Source organism: Trinickia sp. Y13 (genome assembly GCF_029522115.1).
Classification (GTDB): domain Bacteria; phylum Pseudomonadota; class Gammaproteobacteria; order Burkholderiales; family Burkholderiaceae; genus Trinickia.
This window is the reverse complement of record NZ_JAKWFK010000004.1, coordinates 281710-304151: the sequence shown is the minus strand read 5'-3', so window position 1 is coordinate 304151 and position 22442 is coordinate 281710. Positions and strand designations below refer to the sequence as shown.

At 60.4% G+C, this 22442-nt stretch carries 14 protein-coding genes and 1 pseudogene; 10 read left to right on the top strand and 5 right to left on the bottom strand.

Annotated elements, in window-relative coordinates; translation table 11 throughout:
• The first annotated feature begins 1 nt into the window (after position 1).
• Genes ugpC through MMB74_RS09895 form a run of 6 tightly spaced genes read left to right on the top strand, consistent with a single transcriptional unit; the run spans position 2 to position 6927 of the window.
• On the top strand, positions 2-1108 hold the full coding sequence (gene ugpC, locus MMB74_RS09920; protein ID WP_277428454.1) for a sn-glycerol-3-phosphate ABC transporter ATP-binding protein UgpC: 1107 nt from the start codon (positions 2-4) through the stop codon (positions 1106-1108).
• Positions 1105-2667, top strand: a complete 1563-nt coding sequence (locus MMB74_RS09915; RefSeq protein WP_277428453.1) for a GMC family oxidoreductase — start codon at positions 1105-1107, stop codon at positions 2665-2667. Before ugpC ends, MMB74_RS09915 begins: the two co-directional genes overlap by 4 nt.
• Entirely contained in the window at positions 2657-3442 is a 786-nt protein-coding gene (locus tag MMB74_RS09910) for a 3-ketoacyl-ACP reductase (RefSeq protein ID WP_277428452.1), read from the top strand. Before MMB74_RS09915 ends, MMB74_RS09910 begins: the two co-directional genes overlap by 11 nt.
• A gap of 10 nt (positions 3443-3452) precedes the next feature.
• A complete protein-coding gene (locus MMB74_RS09905) occupies positions 3453-5159 on the top strand; it encodes a GMC family oxidoreductase N-terminal domain-containing protein (protein WP_277428451.1) in 1707 nt (568 codons plus the stop codon).
• A 10-nt stretch (positions 5160-5169) separates the two neighbouring features.
• Entirely contained in the window at positions 5170-6342 is a 1173-nt protein-coding gene (locus MMB74_RS09900; RefSeq protein ID WP_277428450.1) for a dihydrodipicolinate synthase family protein, read from the top strand.
• A gap of 42 nt (positions 6343-6384) precedes the next feature.
• Complete coding sequence (locus MMB74_RS09895) at positions 6385-6927, top strand: heme-degrading domain-containing protein (RefSeq protein WP_277428449.1); 543 nt, start codon at positions 6385-6387, stop codon at positions 6925-6927.
• Between the two features lie 142 nt (positions 6928-7069).
• Here the strand turns inward: MMB74_RS09895 and MMB74_RS09890 are convergent, their stop codons facing one another.
• From MMB74_RS09890 to MMB74_RS09875, 4 genes are all read right to left on the bottom strand, one after another.
• Positions 7070-9448 carry a plasma-membrane proton-efflux P-type ATPase gene (locus MMB74_RS09890; RefSeq protein ID WP_277428448.1) on the bottom strand — a complete coding sequence of 793 codons (2379 nt, stop codon included), beginning with the start codon at positions 9446-9448 and terminating at the stop codon, positions 7070-7072.
• Positions 9449-9882: 434 nt separating this feature from the next.
• On the bottom strand, positions 9883-10269 hold the full coding sequence (locus MMB74_RS09885; RefSeq protein ID WP_277428447.1) for a VOC family protein: 387 nt from the start codon (positions 10267-10269) through the stop codon (positions 9883-9885).
• Between the two features lie 236 nt (positions 10270-10505).
• Positions 10506-11033, bottom strand: coding sequence for a GNAT family N-acetyltransferase (locus MMB74_RS09880; protein ID WP_277428446.1), 528 nt, complete (start codon positions 11031-11033; stop codon positions 10506-10508).
• Positions 11030-11620 (bottom strand): XRE family transcriptional regulator, encoded by a 591-nt coding sequence (locus MMB74_RS09875; protein WP_277428445.1) that lies wholly within the window; start codon positions 11618-11620, stop codon positions 11030-11032. The genes MMB74_RS09880 and MMB74_RS09875 overlap by 4 nt, the downstream gene beginning before the upstream one ends.
• 378 nt (positions 11621-11998) lie before the next feature.
• On the opposite strand from MMB74_RS09875, the gene MMB74_RS09870 reads away from it, so the two are divergent.
• Positions 11999-12373: a glutaredoxin gene (locus tag MMB74_RS09870; RefSeq protein WP_277428444.1), complete on the top strand. Its 375-nt coding sequence runs from the start codon at positions 11999-12001 to the stop codon at positions 12371-12373.
• Between the two features lie 282 nt (positions 12374-12655).
• Here the strand turns inward: MMB74_RS09870 and MMB74_RS09865 are convergent, their stop codons facing one another.
• The gene (locus tag MMB74_RS09865) at positions 12656-14101 is read right to left on the bottom strand and encodes an IS1182 family transposase (RefSeq protein WP_277428443.1); all 1446 of its coding nucleotides are present in this window, start codon (positions 14099-14101) and stop codon (positions 12656-12658) included.
• A gap of 220 nt (positions 14102-14321) precedes the next feature.
• On the opposite strand from MMB74_RS09865, the pseudogene MMB74_RS09860 reads away from it, so the two are divergent.
• The 3 genes and pseudogenes from MMB74_RS09860 (at position 14322) to MMB74_RS09850 (ending at position 22337) form a co-directional block, all read left to right on the top strand.
• A pseudogene (locus MMB74_RS09860) lies at positions 14322-15457 on the top strand (IS3 family transposase).
• A 116-nt stretch (positions 15458-15573) separates the two neighbouring features.
• Positions 15574-16998 (top strand): hypothetical protein, encoded by a 1425-nt coding sequence (locus MMB74_RS09855; protein ID WP_277428442.1) that lies wholly within the window; start codon positions 15574-15576, stop codon positions 16996-16998.
• Positions 16999-17783: 785 nt separating this feature from the next.
• A complete protein-coding gene (locus tag MMB74_RS09850) occupies positions 17784-22337 on the top strand; it encodes a glycosyltransferase (protein WP_277428441.1) in 4554 nt (1517 codons plus the stop codon).
• Positions 22338-22442 lie beyond the last annotated feature (105 nt).

Genomic DNA, 22442 nt, shown 5'->3' with positions numbered 1-22442 from the left:
CATGGCTTCGCTGCATATTTCCAATGTCCGCAAGGCATTCGGCGCGACCGAAATCCTCAAGAACATCAATATCGACGTCGGCGACGGCGATTTTCTGGTGCTCGTAGGGCCGTCCGGGTGCGGAAAATCGACGTTGCTGTCGCTGATCGCCGGTCTCGATACCATCTCCGATGGCGAGATCCGCATCGACAGCGATCGCGTCAACGATCTTCATCCGAGCGAGCGCGATATCGCGATGGTCTTTCAAAGCTACGCGCTTTATCCCAACATGACCGTGGGCGAGAACATCAGTTTCGGCCTCGAGATGCGCAAGGTTCCCAAAGCGGAACGGAAACAGGCTGTGGCGAACGCTGCCCGTCTGCTGCAAATCGAGCACCTGCTGAATCGACGCCCGGGGCAGCTCTCGGGCGGTCAGCGTCAACGCGTTGCCATGGGGCGCGCGCTCGTCCGCAACCCGAAAGTGTTTTTGTTCGACGAACCGCTGTCGAATTTGGATGCCAAGCTGCGCGTGGACATGCGCACCGAGATCAAGAAGCTGCATCAACGGCTCGGCGCGACGATCGTCTATGTGACTCACGATCAGATCGAGGCGATGACGTTGGCGACACGCATCGCGGTGATGAAAGGCGGCGTCATTCAGCAATTCGGGACGCCGGCCGAAATCTATAACGCGCCAGCCAATACGTTCGTCGCGACCTTCATGGGCTCGCCGTCGATGAACCTGCTACCGGCCACGCTCGTCGCGGTGGACGGGGCGCTGGCATTGCGCATCGGCGACGCGGGCTCATCGCTCGAGATCGCGCTTCCCGCTCAGCCGCACGCCGTCGAACGCTACGTGGGGCAGCGCGTGATCGCCGGCTTGCGGCCGGAAGCGATCGGGGTGGAAAGCGGTCGCGCGCCCGACTCGATGCGCGAGATCGACGTCAAAGTACTCGTCATGGAGCCGACGGGGCCCGATACGTACGCGATGCTCGAGATGGGCGGCATCGAGGTGGCGGCCCGTCTCGGCGCCGATATGCCGCATACCGCCGGCGAGCGTTGCCGCTTGGGCGTCGACTTGTCCAAGCTCGTGCTGTTCGATGCCCAGACGGAAGAGAGGATCTCGTGAAGCGCGCAGACGTCGTCATCGTCGGCTCGGGCGTCGGCGGCAGTGCGGTAGCGTGGCAGCTTGCCGGGACGGGGCTCGATGTGCTCGTGCTCGAGCGCGGCGAGGCATTGCCCCGCGAGCTGGAGAACTGGGACGCCGAGGCCGTATTCGGCCAACTGAGGTATCGCGCGAAGGAAACGTGGACGGACGGCGATGGCCGTCGCTATCGGCCGGGCCAATACTATTTCGTGGGCGGGCATACCAAGTTTTTCGGCACGGCGATGTTTCGGTTCCGAGAGGCCGATTTCGAGGCGCTCGAGCACGAAGAAGGCGTTTCGCCGGCGTGGCCCATCCAATACGGCGACATCGAGCCCTACTACGATTTGGCCGAGCGCCTTTTCGGTGTGCGCGGTGCCGCGGGCGAGGACCCGACGGAACCAGCGCGTTCGCACGGCTACCCGCACGCGCCGATTCCCGACGAACCGGTCATTGCTCGCCTGCGCGACGCGCTTCACGCGCAGGGCTTGCACCCGTTTCATATGCCGTCCGCGATCGATCTCGGGGATGGCGGCCATTGCGTCCGTTGCGCGACGTGCGATGCCTTTCCGTGCCGCATCGATGCAAAGGGCGACGCCGAGACACGGCTACTGCGTCCCGCGTTGCAAAAGGGTGGGGTAAGGCTCATGACGGGCGCGCGCGTAAGCCGGTTGGTGACCGACGCGTCGGGACGCCGTATCGAAGCGGCGATCGTCGAAACACGCGAGGGGACGCAGACCATCGGCGGGGACCTTTTCGTTCTGTCGGCCGGCGCCGTGAACAGCGCGGCGCTGCTGCTCGCGTCGAAGAACGACAAATGGCCGCGGGGCCTCGCGAACTCGTCCGATGCCGTCGGCCGGTATTACATGAACCACAATTGCACCGCGATCCTGGCTGTCGATCCGCGCAGCGTGAACGATACGCGGTTTCCGAAGACGCTTTCGATCAACGATTTCTATTTCGGCGGGGCACACGATCGTTGGCCCCTCGGCAATTTGCAGATGCTGGGCAAGATCCGGGAGCCGATGCTACGCGGCGTCATGCCGTACGTTCCCGGTGTCGCGCTGCGCTATCTCGCGGACCATAGCGTCGACATGTATGCGATGTCGGAAGACCTGCCGCGTCCGCAAAGCCGCCTCGAGGTCGGGGAGGACGGAGGGATTCGCCTCTCTTGGCGCCGCACGAACCTCAAGCCCCATGAACGGCTGGTGGATAAAGCTAAGCACATGCTCAAGCACGCTGGCTTCCCGCTGGTGATGAGCCGCCGATTCGGCGACGACACGCCGTCACATCAATGCGGCACCGTGCGCTTCGGCGCCGATCCGTCGGCTGCGCCGCTCGACGAGCGGTGCAAAGCGTATGACCACGAGAACCTTTACGTCGTCGATGCGAGCTTCTTTCCTTCTTCGGCGGCGCTCAATCCCGCATTGACGATCGCCGCACAGGCGTTGCGTGTGGGCGAGCATCTGCGAACGGTGCTCGGCACCCCTTCCAAACCGGTTGGGGCTACGCCGTCCTCGCAGGGAGACCATCATGTTTCGTAACGATATGCATGCGGCCACCGCGTTGGTGACTGGCGGCCGCCGCGGAATCGGCCGTGCGATCGCAATCGAACTAGCGACGCGCGGCTATGACGTCGCATTCACCGATGTTGCCGTCGGCGACGACGTGCAGGAGACGCTCGCGGAAATCGAGGCGCTTGGCCGGCGCGCGCTGTTCGTCGAATCGCAACTAGAGGATGTGGCCGCACACGGACGAGCGCTCGATCGAGTCGTCGATTGGGCGGGCGCCGTGGATTGTTTCGTCAATAACGCGGGGATCGGGTCGCCCACGCGCGGCGACCTCCTCGACCTCACGCCGGAGGCATTCGATGCCGTGCTCGGCGTGAATCTGCGCGGGACGTTCTTCATGACGCAGGCTGTCGCACGGCACATGCTCGCGACCCAATGCGACGGCGGATGCGACCGCTCGATCATTTCGGTCTCTTCGGTGTCTGCGCAAATGGCCTCTCCCGAGCGCGCCGAGTATTGCCTTTCGAAGTCGGCGTTGCCGATGTTGACTCGGTTGTTCGCATTGCGGCTGGCCGCCTCGGGCATCGGTGTGTTCGAGGTGCGTCCTGGAATCATTCGCACGCCGATGACCTCGGCCGTCGCGCAGCGTTACGAGGCTCGTCTCGAACAAGGGCTGGTGCCGATGCGCCGGTGGGGCGAAGCAAGCGATGTGGCAGCCGCTGTAGGTGTGTTGGCCGACGGCTCGCTGCGGTTCGCGACGGGTAGCGTATTGAACGTGGACGGCGGCTTGTCCATTTCGGCCTTGTAAGGGGCGAAGCATGAAAAACTTGACCTACGATTACATCATCACCGGCGGCGGTTCCGCAGGGTGCGTACTGGCCAACCGGTTGAGCGCCGACCCTTCGGTGACCGTGTTGCTCGTCGAAGCGGGCGGCCGCGACAGCCATCCGCTATTTCATATGCCCGCCGGTTTCGCCAAAATGACGAAGGGCATCGGCTCCTGGGGCTGGCATACGGTGCCGCAAAAGCACCTGAAGAACCGGGTGCTGCGATTCACGCAAGCGAAAGTGATCGGCGGCGGTTCGTCGATCAACGCGCAGATCTATACTCGCGGCGCGCCGGCCGACTACGACGAATGGGAATCGCTCGGCGGCGCGACGGGCTGGGGATACCGCGACGTGCTGCCGTATTTCAAGCGCTCGGAAGACAACGAGCGCTTCGCAAACGCGTTTCATGGCTACGGCGGGCCGCTCGGCGTATCCAATCCGGTCAGTCCCTTGCCGATCTGCGAAGCGTTTTTCCGTGCCGGGCAGGACATGGGCATTCCCTTCAATGCCGATTTCAACGGCGCGGCGCACGCGGGGCTCGGCTACTACCAACTGACTCAACGCAATGCGCGCCGCTCGTCGACATCGAGCAGCTTCCTCGACCCCGTTCTCGGGCGGCCGAACCTTGCCGTCTGGCTTCGAACGCAAACCGTGCGCGTCGTCATGGAAGGGAAGCGTGCGATTGGCGTGGAACTCGCAGTCGGCGACGAACGCACCCCTAAGCTCGTGCGCGCCCGGCGCGAAGTGATCGTTTCGTCCGGTGCGATTGGGAGCCCGAAGCTGTTGCTTCAGTCCGGTATCGGCCCAGCCGCGCATCTCGAAGCGGTGGGCGTGCGCGCGCTGCATGACTTGCCCGGCGTCGGTGAGAACTTGCAGGATCACCTCGACTTGTTCGTTATTGCCGAATGCACGGGGGAGCACACGTACGACAAGTACAACAAGCTGCATCACGCGGCGATCGCCGGTCTGCAATACCTCGTGCAGAAGAAGGGGCCAGCCGCCTCGAGTCTCTTCGAAACAGGCGGGTTCTGGTATGCGGACGGCCTCGATACCACCGCACGCTCGCCGGACATCCAGTTGCATTTGGGCCTTGGCTCGGGAATCGAGGCTGGGATGGCGAAGCTGCAGCATGCCGGTGTGACGCTGAACACGGCATTTTTGCGTCCTCGCTCGCGCGGCACCGTACGTCTGGCAAACGCGGACCCCGCGAGTGCGCCCCTGATCGATCCGAACTATTGGGCCGAGCCCGAAGACCGAGCGAGTTCTATCAAGGGATTGCGGTTGGCACGCGAGCTCATGGCGCAGAGCGCGCTTGCGCGCTTCGTCCAATCCGAGGTGCTGCCGGGCGCCGCGGCGCAGTCGGATGCCGACTTGTTCGACTATGCCTGTGCGAACGCCAAGACCGATCACCACCCGGTGGGTACCTGCCGGATGGGTCATCCCGACTCGCCCGCGAGCGTCGTTGCCCCGGACCTGCGTGTCATCGGCATCGAAGGGTTGCGTGTTGTCGACGCGTCGGTCATGCCGTTCATTCCATCGTGCAACACGAACGCCCCGACGATCATGGTGGCAGAGAAAGCAGCCGACCTGATCCTCGGGAGAACCGCGCGCGTCGAGGCGACCGATTCGCGATCCGAAGGCGCCGAATTATCTGCATCGCGGGCAGGGCGGGCGCTCCATGCATTGACAGCTTCTTGAGAGACGAAACATGCAGATTCTATTGCCGGCCGGCGGCGCCGAACTTTATCGCCACACCATGAAGCATGCCGAGCCTCATCCGCGGGACGGCGATACGGGCGCGTTCGGCCGTATCGCCTATGCGGCCGCTCACGTCGTCATTGATCCTCATGCCGAGTACGAGCCTTGGTCGAATGCGCCCGCGATCGACTGGGATCGCACTCTGGCGTTTCGCACGTATCTTTATGGGCTCGGATTCAAAGTTGCGGAAGCGATGGACACAGCTCAGCGCGGCATGGGTCTCGGTTGGCCCGCCGCGGCCGAATTGATTCGACGCAGCGTTGCGCATGCGCGCACGATCGACGGCGCGGACCTCGGTTGCGGCGCGGGAACCGACCAGCTCGACCATCGACTTCGTCATAGCCTGTCCGACGTGATTGCAGCGTACCAAGCCCAGTTCGAGGTCGTCGATCATGCCGGAGGACGCCCGATCATGATGGCCAGCCGCGCGCTTTGCGCGGCCGCGCGATCGCCGGACGATTACGTGAATGTCTACGACGCGGTACTCGCGCAAAGCAACCGCAAAGTGGTGCTGCATTGGCTGGGCGATGCATTCGATGCATCGCTGGCGGGCTATTGGGGGAGCCGCGACGTACGCGAAGCGATGCATACCGTACTGGAAATCGTGCAACTGCATCGAACGAAGATCGAGGGGATCAAGATCTCGTTGCTGAATGCCGAATACGAACGCGAATTGCGTGCTCGACTCCCGGAGGGCGTGCGGATGTATACGGGCGACGACTTCAACTATGGCGATCTTATCGCAGGGGATGGCACAGGCGTCTCGCACGCGCTGCTTGGCATCTTCGACCCGATTGCCCCTGTGGCTGCGCGCGCGCTGAAGGCACTCGGGCGGGGCGATTCGGCGGGTTATCGCGATCTGATCATGCCGACGCAAACGCTCTCACGCGAGCTATTCCGCGCACCGACGCAATATTACAAAGCGGGTGTCGTCTTTCTTGCCTGGCTCAATGGGCATCAAGACCACTTTTCGATGGCGGCCGGAATGGAGTCGGCGCGCTCGGCGCAGCATTTCTCTCGTTTGTTTCGCGACGCCGACGCTTGCGGCGTGTTGATCGATCCCGAGTTGGCGGTGCGGCGGATGAAAGCATATCTAAGCGTTCACGCGGGGATCGACGCGTAGGCGCGAACCGGCTAGGTGCAACTGGACACGGGAGTGAGAATCATGGTCAAAGCAATCGCCGCCCCAAGGGTAGAGACTTTCGACGAGCAGGCATCACGCACGACGTTGCCGACGTTCGGCGAAGAGGCTGCGCGTAAGCTGGGCGAGATCGCGATCAATATCGCCGCACGCCGCGCATTGCCGATTGTTGTTAGCGTCAAGAGCGTGCACCGAACGCTGTTTTACTGTGCGCTGGAAGGAAGCTGCGCGGACAACGACAAGTGGATACGCCGTAAAGATAATACCGTCTTGCATTTTGGCAAGAGCTCGCTCGAGGTGGGGACCCTATTGAAGCGAGACGGTCGGACGTTGGCCGACTCGGGGCTTTCCGACGAGCATTACACCGGCTATGGCGGGGGCGTCCCCTTGCGGGTGGCCAACGCGGGCATTGTGGGCGTGATGTCGGTGTCGGGGCTCGAAGACTTCAAAGATCACGAACTCGTGATAGAGACGTTGTGCTGGCATCTGGGGATACCGCATGTCGATGGCGTGGCGGCGTCCAGTCGCGGCGATCCCGTTCGGCTGAAAGCGGCGTCGAACGTCTAATGGGTTGGGCATAGGTTGCCTGCGGCGTCGTTGACGGGCGAGCTTTTGTATGAGGCCCGTTTCAGCCAGTCGTCGTATTCGCCAATGCATTGAGAGCCGGGCGACGTGCGTCGGCGCAAGGTCCATGACGTGCGAGCGTCAGTTACGCGCCGCCGAACCTGAAGCGCCGAAACACCACGATCTTGATTCGGTCGAGAAGTAGAGCGAACACGGCGACGGCACAAATCAAGGCTCCGACGAGTTCCAGTGGGACGGCTGCCATCAGCGTTCCGGTTACGGCCATCAAACTCACCAGGACGACGTCGATGGCGCTGGCCCACGCCATGAGCGTCCCCGGAGCGAACGCCCACATTGGCCCGTCGTTGCGGAGCACGTAGACATTGGCCTGCGTCGTGAATACCAGTAGCAGGAACACCATCGTTTGCATCTGCCCGGCACTCAGTCCGAACTGTGTGCGCGCCACACCATACAGCGATAGCGTGAACGCAAGCGAAACGGCTGCGAGCACGGCCGCGGCGCCGACCAGTTGCCCGACGCGCCAGCGTTGTGGCTGGGTTGCCGGTCGAACGCGGTCGGCTGCGATGCTCATCGTAACGAAGTCATTGGCGAAGAGCAGTAACACGATCAGCCGCGGCGAGATCACAAAGCCTTTGGCGAGCCAGAGACCAAGCGTGAGGAAAACGACGATCTCAAGCGTCTTGACTATTTTGTTGAGAATATACGTGAGCATGCGTCGGTGCACTTCTCGCCCCGTGCCGACCACGGTCAGGACGCCGCTCAGGCCTGGATCGGTCAGAACAACGCCTGCCGCGGCCTTGGCCACATCGGTAGCACTGGCCACGGCGATTCCGAGTTCCGCCTGTCGCAGCGCAGGCGCGTCATTGACGCCGTCGCCCGTCATCCCCGTGACGTGTCCAGCCTGTTGAAGCGCTCGGACGATGGCATGCTTCTCTTCAGGCAGCACGCGAGCGAAGATGTCGCATTTTTCGGGGTGTCGTAGATCGTCTTCGTGCGGAACGCAGATGCGTGTGCCCAGCCCAAGTCGTTGTCCGATTGCCCGCGCGGTCTCCAACGCGTCCCCGGTGGCCATGCAGACTCTTACGCCAAGCTGGGCGAGTTTTGCGATGAGTTCGGCTGCGTCGTCCCGCGGCGGATCGGAGAGGCCGACCAAGCCGATCGGTCGAATCGCGCCCACCGGACCCGCTGCAACTGCGAGCACGCGCGCGCCGCCAGCGGCCAACGCCCGCCCCGTGTCTTGCGCGGCCTGGCGCTGCGCCGCGTCGGCACCGCAATGGTCGAATACTGCACTGGTCGCACCTTTCAGCGCATGCCACTCCTGTCCATCGACGACGTAGATACCTTCGCTGAATCGGGTTGCCGGATCGAAGGGCCGAAAATGCGCGCGCGCGGGCAGAAGGGCAGCCTGCGCGCTCGTACGATAAGCAGAAAGGATTGCAAGGTCGAGGGGATCCTGCGATGCGTCGTCGCTGGCCATCGCAGCAGCGCGCAAGACGGCGCCCTCGTCGATTTCCGCCAATGCCTTGACGCCGGCGACAGACAGCGTGTTCTGCGTCAATGTGCCGGTCTTGTCGGAAAGAAGGGTGTCCATTGCCGCCGCTTCCTCTACCGCAGGCAGCCTTGTGACAAGAACTCCCTGTTTTGAAAGGCGTGTGCTCGCGATAGCCGTAGCCAAAGTGTAAGTCGCCGGCAATGCGACCGGAACCGACGCGACGAGCAGCAACAACGCGAACACCGCGGTATCGCCCAACGGCAGACCGTGCGTCGCGGCGTAAAAGATGACCAGTACCACGAGCACGAGGTCGAATGCGACAAGGCTTTTGACGATCGAGAAAATCGTGCGTTGCATATGGCTGGGTGCGGTGGACGTGCGCACGAGTTCCGCAGTCCGGCCGAAGTAGGTTCGCGAGCCGGTGGCAATCACTTCGCCGCTGGCTTCGCCCTGATGCACGATTGAGCCGGTGTACGCGGGTTGGCCAGGACCCGCGTCGACGGCGAGAGATTCACCGGTAAGGGCCGACTGATCCAGCGTCACCGCTCCATCGAACAAAATGAGGTCGGCGGGGACGATGTCGCCTGCCCGTATGTGCACCACGTCTCCAGGCACCAGTTGCGCGGCGGGATTACGGCTCCAATGCGCGTCGCGCAGCACGCGCGCGTTGACCTGCAATTGCCGCCGCAGCAAAGTCAGCGCGTTTTGCGCGCGCCCCTCTTGTATGGAGGCAACAAGGGCATTGAAAGCGAGCAGAAATAGGATGACCAGCGCCTCCTGGCCACGATCAAGCATGACCTGTAGCACTATCACCGCTTCGAGCATCCACGGCACGGGCCCCCAGAGCTTACCGAGAAGCTGGCGCCATCGAGGTGTGCGAACCTCTTCGATAGCATTGACGCCGAATAACTGCAGGCGACGTTGCGCCTCGGTCGACGCAAGTCCTGTCGCGCGGTCGGTGGTCGGCAGGGCTTTTGCGGCGTCAGCGGGAGGTTTAGCGGCGATTGTCATCGTTGGCGTGGTCCGCTATGGTTGGGGCGCGTGGTCTAGATCGGGCGCGACATGCGCCGAACGCCCTGCAAGGATATCGCGAGGCTAGGCATGATGGCGCTTCGGCGGTGGTCGTGAGGGGGCAGATGTTAGGGGGCGACCGACACTGCAATCAAGTGACTCCGGCGGCGAAAGAGGAGGAGGCCGCTGGTTGCGGCGAAGGGTTCGTCGATGCTCAAGCGCTGAGCTTGGGCCGGGATGTAGTTTATAGCGGCCCATTCAAACGTCGTTTGAACGCGTCGACGAACGCTCCTTCCTGGCTGACTACCGCCCGGCGCGATTGGCAGGGGGCGACCCTGAAGAGACGCTCAAAACTTTCAACAACGGTCGTTCAGATCAGTCGCGCGGCGTCGCTCCAACGGGTCGAAGGTCTCGGCAGTGACCGTGCGCGAGCGTCAGGCATCGCTTGATGCTGACCCGTCATCGATCGACTGGCCGAACTTGACCAGGTTACCATCGGGGTCAATCACGTAAAGTTCCGCCATGCCCCATTCCCTTTCTGTAACGTGCTCCAATGCAGGCAATCTTGACTTCAGTTCCGCATGCAGTGCGTATACATCATCGACGCGCACGTAGCATGAGGTGTTCTCTGCAATGTGCTTTTCGTTGCACAACCAGAAATGAATTTCGACGTCGCCTCTTGCGGCCATCCCATACGAGAAATTCTCGATGTGATGCGTTTTGAAACCTAGAACTTCATTGAAGAATTGCAACGTTCGTGCGATGTCGAGCGATGCGAGAACGGGGATAGCTTTGCCAAACGCTGGTTTGTTTTTCGACATGATCTCGCTTCGCCGCTCGGGTTGGATGGGCGCCAATTGTCGGCGATCGAGGCCAGTCTGTCGAATGTCCCCAAATGGCCGATCCCGGAAATGCGGAGCCCACGGACCATCGTGCGTCGCCGAGTTGGCCCGAACTTCCGGGGCCGACCCGGAGCAGTCCCTCAGTTACTGAGGTTGCAATGGCGGCTCCCGATCTTGTAGCGGTCATTCCCTTCCGGTTGGACGCAACGGCTCAATCAAGACAGTTGCTTATGAAAAAACGTCGTGCCGCAGAACCTGCCATCGGGCATGAGCGCGTAGTTCGGAACGTGGCCTACACGGTGCCAGCCTGCGCGTTCGTAAAGTCTTTCAGCATCGCCACCGGTGACAGTATCGAGTACGAGAACCGATTTGCCAGCCTTGCGCGCGGCGTCATCGACCGCAGCCATCAGCCGCGCGGCGATGCCTTGTCTTCTCGCGTCTCGGCGCACTAGCATCTTTGCAATGTCTGCGCGATGAGGCTGGTTCTCCGGCAACGCAGTAATCAGTTGCACGGTACCGAGAATGCGACCGTCAGGGTCTTGTGCAACCAGCAGTATCCGCTCATGGCGCACTACGCTTTCAGCGACGTGTTCCCAAAACTCGAGCGCCGTCTGCCTGGAAATCGGCAACATGAAGCTGACGGAAGCACCGCCCTCGACGCACTCGATCAAGAGATCGGCCAGTGGTTCCACATAGGCCATAACGTCATCAGGGTGAAGCGTTCGTATGTGCAGTTGAGTCATCGGTGGCTCCGCGATTCACTGAGAAGGTTGCAGAGAGCCACGACATAACGTGCTCGTCGGCTCGATGGGTTGTGGAAACTGATTGGGCAATCGAGTCTCATTGCGAGGCAGTCACCGGTCCCGAGTTCCCATCTTCGATCGCCGACCGCTATCTCCATGCGCCCTTCCATCACCCATATTTGCTGATAGATCTCGGCGTCGCGCGGCCCCGTGTCATAGCTGACCCGCTTTCGCGGCGGAAACTCGACTTCTACAAGTTGTATCGGCGACCACGCTGGCGGCGAAAGATTGCGTCGCACGTAGCCTGATATCGGATCCTGCCAAACGGCCTGTTCTCGCAATGATGAATGCGGGGAAGGCGTCTGCGATGCGGATTCCCCCACGCACTCGAACAGCGACGCCAGCGGCACACCGAGGGCAGTCGCCAGTTTGTCCAGAACCACTGCGGTTGGACTGCTCTGGCCTCTTTCGATAAGCGAAATGTTTGACCTGCTCACCGAACTGCGTTCCGCGAGCGCGTCAAGTGACCAACCTTTGACATCGCGGAGCGCGCGAATGCGATGAGCGATGGTTTGGTGAACGTCCATGCATTCCAGAATTATGGATCATATTTCCAGTAAACTAGACGCGACGAAAAAGGCTGTCAAGACATGTAGTTGCTCGCGAAACGGACGACCATTGTCGGCTGTCGAGTCGCGATGCGACATTCGGGCGGCTTCATTCGCGCGAGGATTTGGTCGCTTATTGGCCGTCTGCTGCCCCGCATGTCTGACGCGTGCCAACGCGCGACAGGAAGCCAGACCTCCAGGCCGCTAACCGTTTCCTCATGGTCGTTGCCGACCACCGCGGCCGGCGCGGCTCGCGTCGTTCACGGCCCATCGCGATCGTCCTTGTTAGGCCGGGAGCAGCCGGATTCTGGAAAGAGTAGACTTGCCCACTTCAATTCGCCGTTCAAGGTAGCCTCGATGTTGATGAAAGCCCTGCGTGTCGGTCTAGGCCAGTTGATCTTGATCGGCGACGCCGTCAGTCGCCCAGGCCCGCAGCGCCGTGGGGCGCAAGGTCAGGCGGTTGTAGAAAAAGAAGCGGCGCTGCTATCGCTGTATCAGTTCCATGCGTGCCCCTTCTGCGTCAAGACCCGGCGCGCCCTGCATCGTCTGAATGTGCCGATGACGATGCACGACGCCCAAAACGATCCCATTGCACGGGATCGTTTGCTGGCCGGTGGCGGCAAGATCAAGGTGCCTTGCCTGCATGTTCAGGAAGAGGGCCAGTCGCGCTGGTTGTACGAGTCCAAGGCCATCATCGCCTATCTGGAACAACGCTTCGCCAGGATCGCGTGATCCGTCGCCCGCAGACGTGAGGCTGGTTGAATGCTTCCGGCCCACGCTCGCTCCGTGGCATCGAGCTTGGTTGTCTACGGCTCCAGAATCCAACTGACATCGGCGGTATGATGGGCCGGGGCTCGGTTTATGCCGCTCACCCACGGGCCGCCTGCGACCGAGGCCGTGTGGAAACTCCATTTTTTACGGTAGAAGGTTGGACTACCCCGTGAGGTCGAACGACTTCAGTAGATCGACCGGGCGCAAATCGAGAATCGTGGTGGCAGAAAGCCCTTCCGGGCTCTAGCTTCGCGCCAACTTCACGCTCTTCATCGCTCTCAAGACGCCAAGTATATTGATGACCCGCTTGATGTTGTACGCAAGCACCAGAAGGCTCATTTCCGTGCTCACTCGCCCAAGCGTTCGAGTCAGGAAGTGAGCCGGACCCATCCAGTGCTTGAGCGTACCGAAGACGTGCTCGACGGTACTTCGACGGATAGTCATTGCATCAGGCTTTCGGTCGAGCCGGCGTTGCATGGCCTCAAGTATGTCTTCGTGCTCCCAGCGTCGGATACGCCGATAGTCGCTGGGTGAACATTGCTTCTTCATAGGGCAACGTGGACAAGCGCTGGGCCAGTACACCCGCGGATTCATGTCATTCTCAACGGTGTCGAAGCGATGAATGGCGCGCTCGCCGGCAGGGCATCGATAGACGTCGTCTCGCGCAACATAGACAAAGTCGGCTTTCGTGAAGAGCCCCTTCTTCCTTGATGCGGAGGTGAGTGGCTTCGGAACGTACGCGCTGATGTTGTTCAGTTCGCATGCGCGTATCTCCGGGCCACTGAAGTAGCCCCGATCAGCTAACACCTTCAGCTTCGGCTTGGCCATCGCGCGCTTCGCGGACGCCGCCATCCTGCTGAGTTGCCCGTGATCGTTCCCAACGTTGGTCACTTCGTGTTCAACGATCAAGTGGTGCTTCGCGTCCACCGCGACCTGAACGTTGTAGCCGACAATGCCGGAGCCTCTGCCGCTTGTTGCCATGGACCGCGCGTCAGAATCGGTCTTCGACAGCCGTTTGTCCGGCTGTTTCTGCAGTTGCTTCCTGACCCGCGCAAGCTCGCGCATCTCCTGGCGCAAACGCGCGATCTTGTCGTACAGACGCACCGCTTTCACATCGGAACCGGTTGGGTTGGTCCGATCCGCCGTTTCGATTGCGTCGAGGTACCGCTGGATACTTTCCTCGATCTGCTGCCGACGCTTATCGATCTTGCCAGTCGTGTAGTTCTTGTCGCGGCTGTTCACAGCCTTGAATTTGCTGCCATCGATTGCCACGATGTCGCTGGACAATAGTTTCAGTCCGCGACACAGTTCGACGAAACGCCGGCATACGTTTCGAATGGCTGCGCCGTTGTCGCGGCGAAAGTCGGCGATCGTCTTGAAGTCCGGCGCTAGGCGCCCCGTCAGCCACATCAGCTCGACATTGCGCTGGCATTCACGCTCAAGGCGCCGGCTGGACGGAACACGGTTCAGATACCCGTAGATATAAATCTTGAGCATCACCCCCGGGTTGTAAGATGGGCGCCCCGTGAGAGCTGGAATGGCCCCGTTGAAACCGAGATCCTCAAGCTCCAACTCGTCGACAAAGACATCTATGACCCTGACCGGATCGTCCTGTCCGATGTAGTCGTCGATGCATTCGGGCAGAAGTGAAACCTGCTTGCGGTCATCGCCTTCAACGAATCGCTTCATGACTCACCCGGACTCAATGCGTTGATTCAGTTTAGGCGATGAGTGCGTTTTCACACACCCTCGACCCAGAGCGGACAGTTGCGTTGACTCGCCGGAAGCTTCGGAAGTTGGCCCCCGATTCTTGTAGCTTCGGCTGATTATCTGATGATCGCCGGCGTCAGACTAGTTGTCGTGTCGCTTGAATCTTAGACGAGGTCCGGGGGCGGTAGAATCGGCATGAATGACAGCCTACTCAGCAGAACGAAAAGAAGCCATGGTGCGTCGTATGATGCCGCCGAAAAACGTGCCGGTATCGTCGCTAGCGCAAGAGACGGGAATCACGGAACAAACGTTGTACGTGTGGCGCCGCGAGGCGAAAGGAAAGGGATTGGCCATGCCGGGCGACGGGAAGAATGCCGAAGGATGGTCCTCGGAAGACAAGTTTGCGGTTGTATTAGAAACTGCCCCGCTCAATGCTGCGGAGCTGGCCGAGTATCGCCGGCGAAAGGGCCTTTATCCAGAGCAAATCGCTGCATGGCGGGCTTCGTGTGTCGCCGCCAACGCCAATGCTGCCGAGCAGGCGCGCGAGCAACGTCAGCAGTCCAAAGAAGGCAAGCAGCGCATCAAGCAACTCGAGAAGGAGTTGCATCGCAAGGAGAAGGCACTGGCCGAAGCGGCGGCGTGCGCACCAACCTTCTCGGCATGTCGTCACCAGCCATTGTGCAACGGCACCGAATCAACTGTGGTCTTGGGACATTACGTGGTTGCCGGCGGCGATCAAGGGCAAGTTTTACTACTGGTACATGGTGCTCGACGTGTTCAGCCGCAAGATCGTCGGTCACGAAGTGTAGGAGGTCGAATCGGCCGAATTTGCCGCGTTGCTCATGCGGCGTACGAGCTTGGCCGAGGGCTTGGCGGGACGTCCTCTGGTGCTGCACTCGGACAACGGCAGCGCGATGAAGGGCGCGACGATGCTCGCCACGCTGGAAAACCTGGGCGTGGTGGCTTCGTTCAGCCGTCCGCGCGTGAGCAACGACAACCCCGTACGCCGAGGCGCTATTCCGTACGTGTAAGCACCGGCCCGACTACCCGCGCAAAGCGTTCGCGAGCCTGGAGACGGCACGTGCGTGGACGCAGCAGTTCGTGCACTGGTACAACCATGAGCACAAGCACAGCGGCCTGAAGTTCGTCACGCCGACGCAGCGTCATAGTGGCGTTGCCACCGCCGTGTTGGCACAACGCGACGCAGTCTACGCGCAGGCCAAGGCCTGCAACCCGCAGCGTTGGTCGCGTTCGACTCGCGATTGGGAATTGAAGAACGAAGTCTGGCTCAATCCGGAGCGTGTGCCCCGAGCCGAATTAAAGCAGCGCGCGTGAAGCGACGAGACAACGTTGACAAACACCGAGAGTGAGAGTTGAATTTCCTGTTCTTTGCTGTGCTCATGCCCTAAGGCGCGACTTTCGGGCGCCCATTCTGAGTCTGGAGGTGGACGGTGGGGTTTTTCAGTCGTTTCAGTAAGGGCGACACAGAAGCGTCCCTGAAGGCCAAGGGCGTGACCGAGTACCGCGTTGCCTCGCGATCGGTGCAAGACGCGGCCGCGCGGGCTGCACAAGCACAAGCGGACATGGGCGCTGGTTGGGACGTCGTCGACGACGAGCGGGTAGAGGCGGTGGCCCAACATATTGCCGACGAGGCGCAGCGCGCGGCGGGAAGGGAGCTTGCGCGGCAGGAGGCCGAGCGTACTCACCGAAAGGCGGCTGCGCGGGCGAGGCTCCTCGCGGCGGCTACCAGAGTCCAAGACATCGCACGCGCCAGGCTTGCTGTACGCGCCGTCGTGCCAAACGTCCAGTCTGGCATTGCTAGCCTCCAGGAGGCCGTGTCAACCCACAAGGCACACTGGCGGACCGTTCAGGACCGCTTTTCCATGGCGCATGACGAGATCGACCGCGACATCGAGGAGGCCCAGTGCTGGCGTTGCGGTCAAAAGGGCCTCCCTCCCCTTGAGGACGAGGATGTGTTTGCCCGACCGCCCCTGCCGGATGCCCCGGGTAGCGCCCGCGAGCGCGGGGTGACTGAGGAGGCAGACCGGCTCTTGAAGGCCCGCCGTGAGGCGGTCGATGCTTGGCTGGCCTACAATAACGTGCGGCTGCACGTGGAGAGGCTCCGGCTCGATGCCAACTATCACCCGGCCATCGCGCACCGCTTCACCACGTCGCGAACGTGTGAGATCTGCGGCAGCACCGGACAATTCCACGCTGGTCACATCGCAGGAACGCGCCGCGAAATCGAGCTGGGACCCAGACACTGGCGAACGGAAGGGGAGCACGGTCTTCACATCCGTTACGCCGCGCGAATGGGCGACGCCTGGACGGAGGTCGATGGCTTCTTCGGAAAGAAATGGGTCAAGCTGTCGACACTCTCCAAGGACGGCGCCATCAAATGGGTGCAGGCGCCCGTTCGGCCAAGGACCGTGTCGGAGCATTACAAGAACTACATGGAAAAGATGGAACAGTGGCGGGAGTGGACCTCAAAGGGACTGGTCAGTCGCCTGACCGGGCCAAGTTCGTGGGGGTGCAATGAAACCCACGTTCTCACGACGGTTGAGGAGACGCGTTATGTAAGCGAACCGGCGATGCCGAACCCAATTGAACGCGCCGAACGGCAGCTGGAGTGGCCAACACCGGCGTACTGGCGGAACGATGCGCCGTACTTCCCTCATTGGAAGGGTGTGCAGGAAAGGTTGATCGTGCGCCCCAACGTCGTCTACCCGGTGGCCGAGCAGGATCCGATCAGCAAGATTGCACGGAGGATCGGATGGGCGAAGGGACCGATCCGTCTTCCGACCATCCAATTGCTCCAGGAGCGTAAGGGCTACTACCAAGGAGCGCGGCGCGGGGCCGTCGTCCCGAGCCAGTAGCACCACGAACCAGGTTGCGGATTGCCGGCAGTCCTGCGAGAGCGGAGCGCAGTTGGGGACAGCAGCCCGCACCTACGCCCCTCGACGGTGACCCGTGTTTGCGCCATGGCCGTTCAGAGCCTGCAGCCCGAGAGGGGCTGCAGGCGACCCGTTGTTGACGTTCAGGTTCGTGATTTCGTAGCGTCAGCTTGCTGCGGTACAACCGTCATTCGGCCAAAGCGAAAGAGCGTAGCTTCCGGCGTCTCTGACCAACTATCCTTTCCGGATTTGCAAGTCGATGAGGAAGCATCGCCCATGCCATACTATGGCCGACGCTGCGTCGTCTCCCGGGGCGAAAGACGTGGAGGCAATGACAACCCTGCGGTGAGGGCGGTCCAGCCTGTCCCGCCGTTCGAAATGCGATGCAGCGCAGCGCCCGGGCTCCCCGACCATGATTTCCGCGGATACCTCATTGGTGACTTGACCGCCGTCGGCCGGCGCGATACGACAACGCATCTCCGAGGTAACAAAGGCTTATACCGCGTGCGGATACGTTCTGCGGCAACCGATCCACTCACTTAATCCATTCAATGGAACACCATCTTCTTGTTGAGCGACGACTTCGTTTCGACGGCAGTGAGCAAGTAACGACGATTCGCCAGCTCCGGCATATATCTTGTGTGATATTGGTTGGCGCCGCAGGATTAGGAAAATCGACCCTAATGCGGAGGGAGTTCGCCTCCGTACTTAATGATGGTGGGCTGGGGCGATTTGTGCGACTGGATCAGTTCCCGACGGACCAAGACTTGATCGAAGCTGTACTGCCTATGCCGAACGAGCGACGCAGTTTGTCAATGGAGAATCGGTGGAATCTGTACTTCGATGGCTTCGACGAGAGCGGGGACCAGCCACAAACGCTCGTCCGCAGAATCTCTCTGTGCATCCGGCGAATCGCGGAGATAGATACACCGCTCGATTGGCTCTCAATAAAGGTTAGTACGCGAAATCTAGAACTGGCTCAACGCATCTCCGAAGTTATAAGCCCGATCTTTACACCGGGCGGAACATGCGTTGTCGTGCTGCAGGACTTAAACGACGAGGAGATCGACCGTTATGTCGGTGCGGCGGTGTCTGATGCTCACAAGTTCGTTGAGTCAATCAAGCGCGACACCGTTCTGGAGCCGTTAGCACGGAGACCCTTAACGTTGACGCTGCTGATCGAGCTCTACCGTGCGCACGGTCGTCTACCGGATAGTCATCGAGAGCTTTACCGCACGGCGATCTCGGCTCTCCTGCGGAGCGCCGGCGTAGAACCGGAAGCCACGATACTCAGCGCGGCAAAACTAGCGGCGGTCATGACGCTTTCGAACCGGCTGACTTTGTGGACCGGCGACGATCCAGCGGGGCATCGGCCGACTTCGCTGCTGATGCAAGACCTCAATACAGGAACTGAGACCGCTCCTGCATGGCTGATTTCCGCACTGGTTCGCAGTGGCCTTCTGGAGCAGACAAGTCCCAATGAACTCCGATGGTTCCATCATTCGATCGCTGAATATCTCACAGCTCTTCAGATTGACGCTTCCGGGATGCCGCCAGATGAAGCTCTGAAGATTTTGCAGACGCGAATTCTCGGAAAACCTGCATTGAGGACGCAATTGAAAGATATTGCCGCTTGGCTTGCGGCCTCGCGACACGATTTCCTAGACGTTCTAATTGAAGCCGATGCCGACGTCTTTTTGAGCAGCGACGTCTCGATTATCGATCATGGAGCACGAAAGGCGATCGTCGCCTCGCTGTTGGCCAGCGCGTCCGCACGAGCGTGGTACGGCTTCGTAGACATGGGTCCAAAGTTCGCTCGCCTCTTTCATCCTGACCTCGCCGACCAACTACGAGACCATCTGCTGGGAGGAGCAGCCACTAAAGACAGTTCTCTACTGGCGATTGAGATTGGCCGCGCATGCCGAGTCCGTGAGCTAGTGAGCACGTTTGCCAATATTGCCTTGAATCAAGGCGAATCCGTCGAGGCACGCGCGCTAGCGGTACATGCAGTCGACGAACTCGGTTCAGACGACGATCGGAGAATGCTCTTACCGCTGACGCTGAATGCGGGACGAAGCGATGTCGACGACGAGGTACGCGGTGCCGCATTAAGCGTGACGTGGCCTCGCGTACTGACGGCAGGAGAACTGTTCGGAAGACTTGCGTTGCCGAGGGATCCGGAACGTACCGGAGCCTTAAGATATTTTCTCTATCGGCTCAATTTCCCCGAACTGGACAGGGATGGTGCGCTCGCTGCGATTTCGTGGCTTTCGAGGTCCCCCGCAGATTATTTTCAGGGAACCCTCGGCGGGCCTGCTCAACGGGCGCTCGTTCGTGCGTGGCACGCTTGCGATGACCCGGTGGTTCTCAATGCGTTCGCCAAATTATTGTTCAGTCACGCCGAGGACCGGTCGCCGGCGCTAGGTAACCTCGATACAGCCGATCTCGATGTCGAGATTCGTGAGGGATCGAAGGAGCGCCGTCGTTCGCTCTTCCATGCAATCGTGCGGGAGATGACGGGGGCGACAGGATCGGCTTCGCGATTTCTGCCTCTCCGAATTCTTGCCCTCGAAGATCTTGAGTGGTTGATTTCCGACCTGCGGGATGACGCCGTCCGAGCGCAGATTGGCGACATGTTGCTTCAGGCCGTGATCTGGTTGTTGCGAGGGTGCAACGATATCCGCGACGTCGAGCATGTCTGGGATGCAAGTGAGAATATCCCCGAGCTTGCAGAGGCTCTCGCAAATGCGTTCACGATTTCGCTTGATTCTGAAACGGCGCGACTGATGCGTCAGTCACTCGAGCACGAAAGGCGCAGGCAAGAGAAGAACGCACCCAAGGTCGGAACTGTGGTGGAGCAGTTCGATTCGCTATGCAAGTCTTTTGATGCGGGAGATCAGAACGCCTGGTGGCTCGCCAACATCGCCCTATTGGTCGACGAAAGCGGCACGCCAAATGAGCTAAAGTCACCGCTCGACGAAGGCGTACTATGGCACGCGATGAACGAATCGCAACGCACTGCAGCTCTGCGAATGGCTACGCAGTACGTCAAGCACTTGCGGCTAGCCAACAACTGGCTTAAGCCGAACCAGCATCATCGTCCCGCGGTGGCGGCGTATCGCGCGGTACGGCTACTGTTCAAGTACGAACCCGAAACTGTCGAACGATTGATCGACGATGGCGTTGTTTCGTGGATTCTTCCGGCCATCGCATTTCGTGCCAACGACACCCAAGAGGAAGTGGTTGCGCGAACGGCTCTGCTGAAGACCGCATTTGATAGGCAGCCGGGGCATTTTGTCGAAGCGATTGACCACGCAGTTGCCGCGTTAGGAGGACAATTTGTCGACGACCTAGCCAGTTTGGTGGGCCCCTGGGCAGGCGAGGTACTGCTCGATAAGATGTGGTCGCAGTGGTCTTCACACCCTAGCGAGGGTACGCTCCGATATAGCGCTGCGCTAAGGCTATTCGCGAAACGTGGATATGAACCGCTTCGCCGCGTTTTTGATGAAGCGCTTGAGGCGGCGACAGAAACGGGGGAAGCCGATGAATGGACGCTCGGCATTGCCGATGCGATGTTCGACGGACAGGCAGCTACGGCTAAGTCGTGGATGCTGCCGTTACTCCGCGAGCATCGGAAGCTGGCCGCCGACATCTTCCAAACGGTGATTGGTTACTGGACTTCTTCGGTTCATGCATTTTTGAAGAGTCTTAGCGATGCCGAATCTGTCGAAGTCTATTCGTTTGCGAAGGAGAACATCCCTGCTCCGCCAGAACAGCATGGCGCATACACTGTTACGCCTCTGCATAGCGTAGACCAGTTGCGGCAGCGATTACTGAAGGAGTTGGCAGATCGCGGCACTGATTCATCCATTACCGCGTTGCTCACCCTGCGAGACAGATACCGAGACCAGCCGTGGCTGCAATACTATGTGGACGAAGGCCTCAAGATCGCGCGTGATCGGAGCACTGATTGGATGGCGCCTGTCGACGTGATTCGGATAGTGGTGCTTGTCGCATCCAGCATTGTCACTGAATTGCCGGCGGTGCCCATTGCCGAGGCGACCACTGTCATCGAAGGCGCGACTGAAGATATCTTTTTTGAGCGAATAGATCGGGAGGATAGTCAAGAGGAAAACGTTCGATTCACGTTCCTGCTTTTTGCGACAGAATGGAGCTCTGGCCACGGTGGTCTCTCCACAATCAACCGGGAACTTGCCAAGGGGCTAGCATTGGCCGGGCAGGCTGTTTTTTGCTTCGTGCCGCGCCCAAAGGCTGAAGAAGACCGTGAAGCTGAGGCCGTAGGAGTACGCCTGTTGCCAGGAACGGGGCCGGATTTCATGTCTGTCGCCGAGCAATTGGCGTTAGGTCCCGACTTGCCCAACGGCCTAAACATCGACTTTGTAATTGGCCATGACCATATCACCGGGCCCGCGGCTTGCGTTTGGGCGCAGAGAATTGAGGCGGGCTACGTTCATGTCGTCCATACACATCCGGACGAAATAGCAAGTGCGAAGCTTGGGGGCGGCGATCCGCGCATCTTCGAGCGGGCAGACGATAAGCGGAATCTGCAGCTCGAATTGAGCAGAAAGGCGAAACTTGTCGTCGCAGTTGGTCCTTTGCTTACCAATTACATAACGACGCATGTACGCAATGCCGTTCGAGTCAGCAGGTTGGATCCCGGTCTGACGGAGGACCTACTTGCCGATGTGCCTGACTCGGCAGTTCTCCTGGAGGCGTCTTGCTTGTTCATGGGTCGCGGCGATGACTTGCTCGTCAAGGGTATCGACAGGCTGGCCGAGGCGGTTCGGTTGATGCGCGCAAAGGTTAAGGGTTCGCGCACCCAGCCACCTATCATCACGTTTCGCGGATACGCGGATGAAGCAAGCATCGAGGAGCATTTCGGAAGTGGTCACCGGTTACGATTTCATGGATTCAGTGCAAACAGAGATGAGGTTTGGGAGGACCTGCGAGCCGCTTCTTTGCTGCTCATGCCATCGCGTGCAGAAGGTTTTGGGCTGGTAGCGTTTGAAGCAATTTCAGCCGGCGTTCCCGTTTTGGTGAGTCAGGAAAGCGGCGTTGCGCTACTGCTCAGAACGTTGTCAGATGCGGGGCTAATCGCGCAATCTCTCGCCGACGAAGTAATCGTTGAAAGCACTGGTGACCTCGAAGCCGATGCCGACGTGTGGTCCGATCGAATTCTTCGCGTGATGACTGACCGAGCAACGGCATTCCAACGTTCGCTGAAACTCCGAGAGGGGCTCCGTCACATGACATGGACTGCGGCAGTAGAAGGTGTCCTCAAGAGTCTTCGATCCTGTTGATCACGCGGGAACTTTGTGAAGGACTTTGCGTATTCGGGCTAAGCGGTCTCCTGCGGACACTGCTTAGGCTTCGTGAGGTCGCTGCTCTGTCATAGCGGAAGGCGG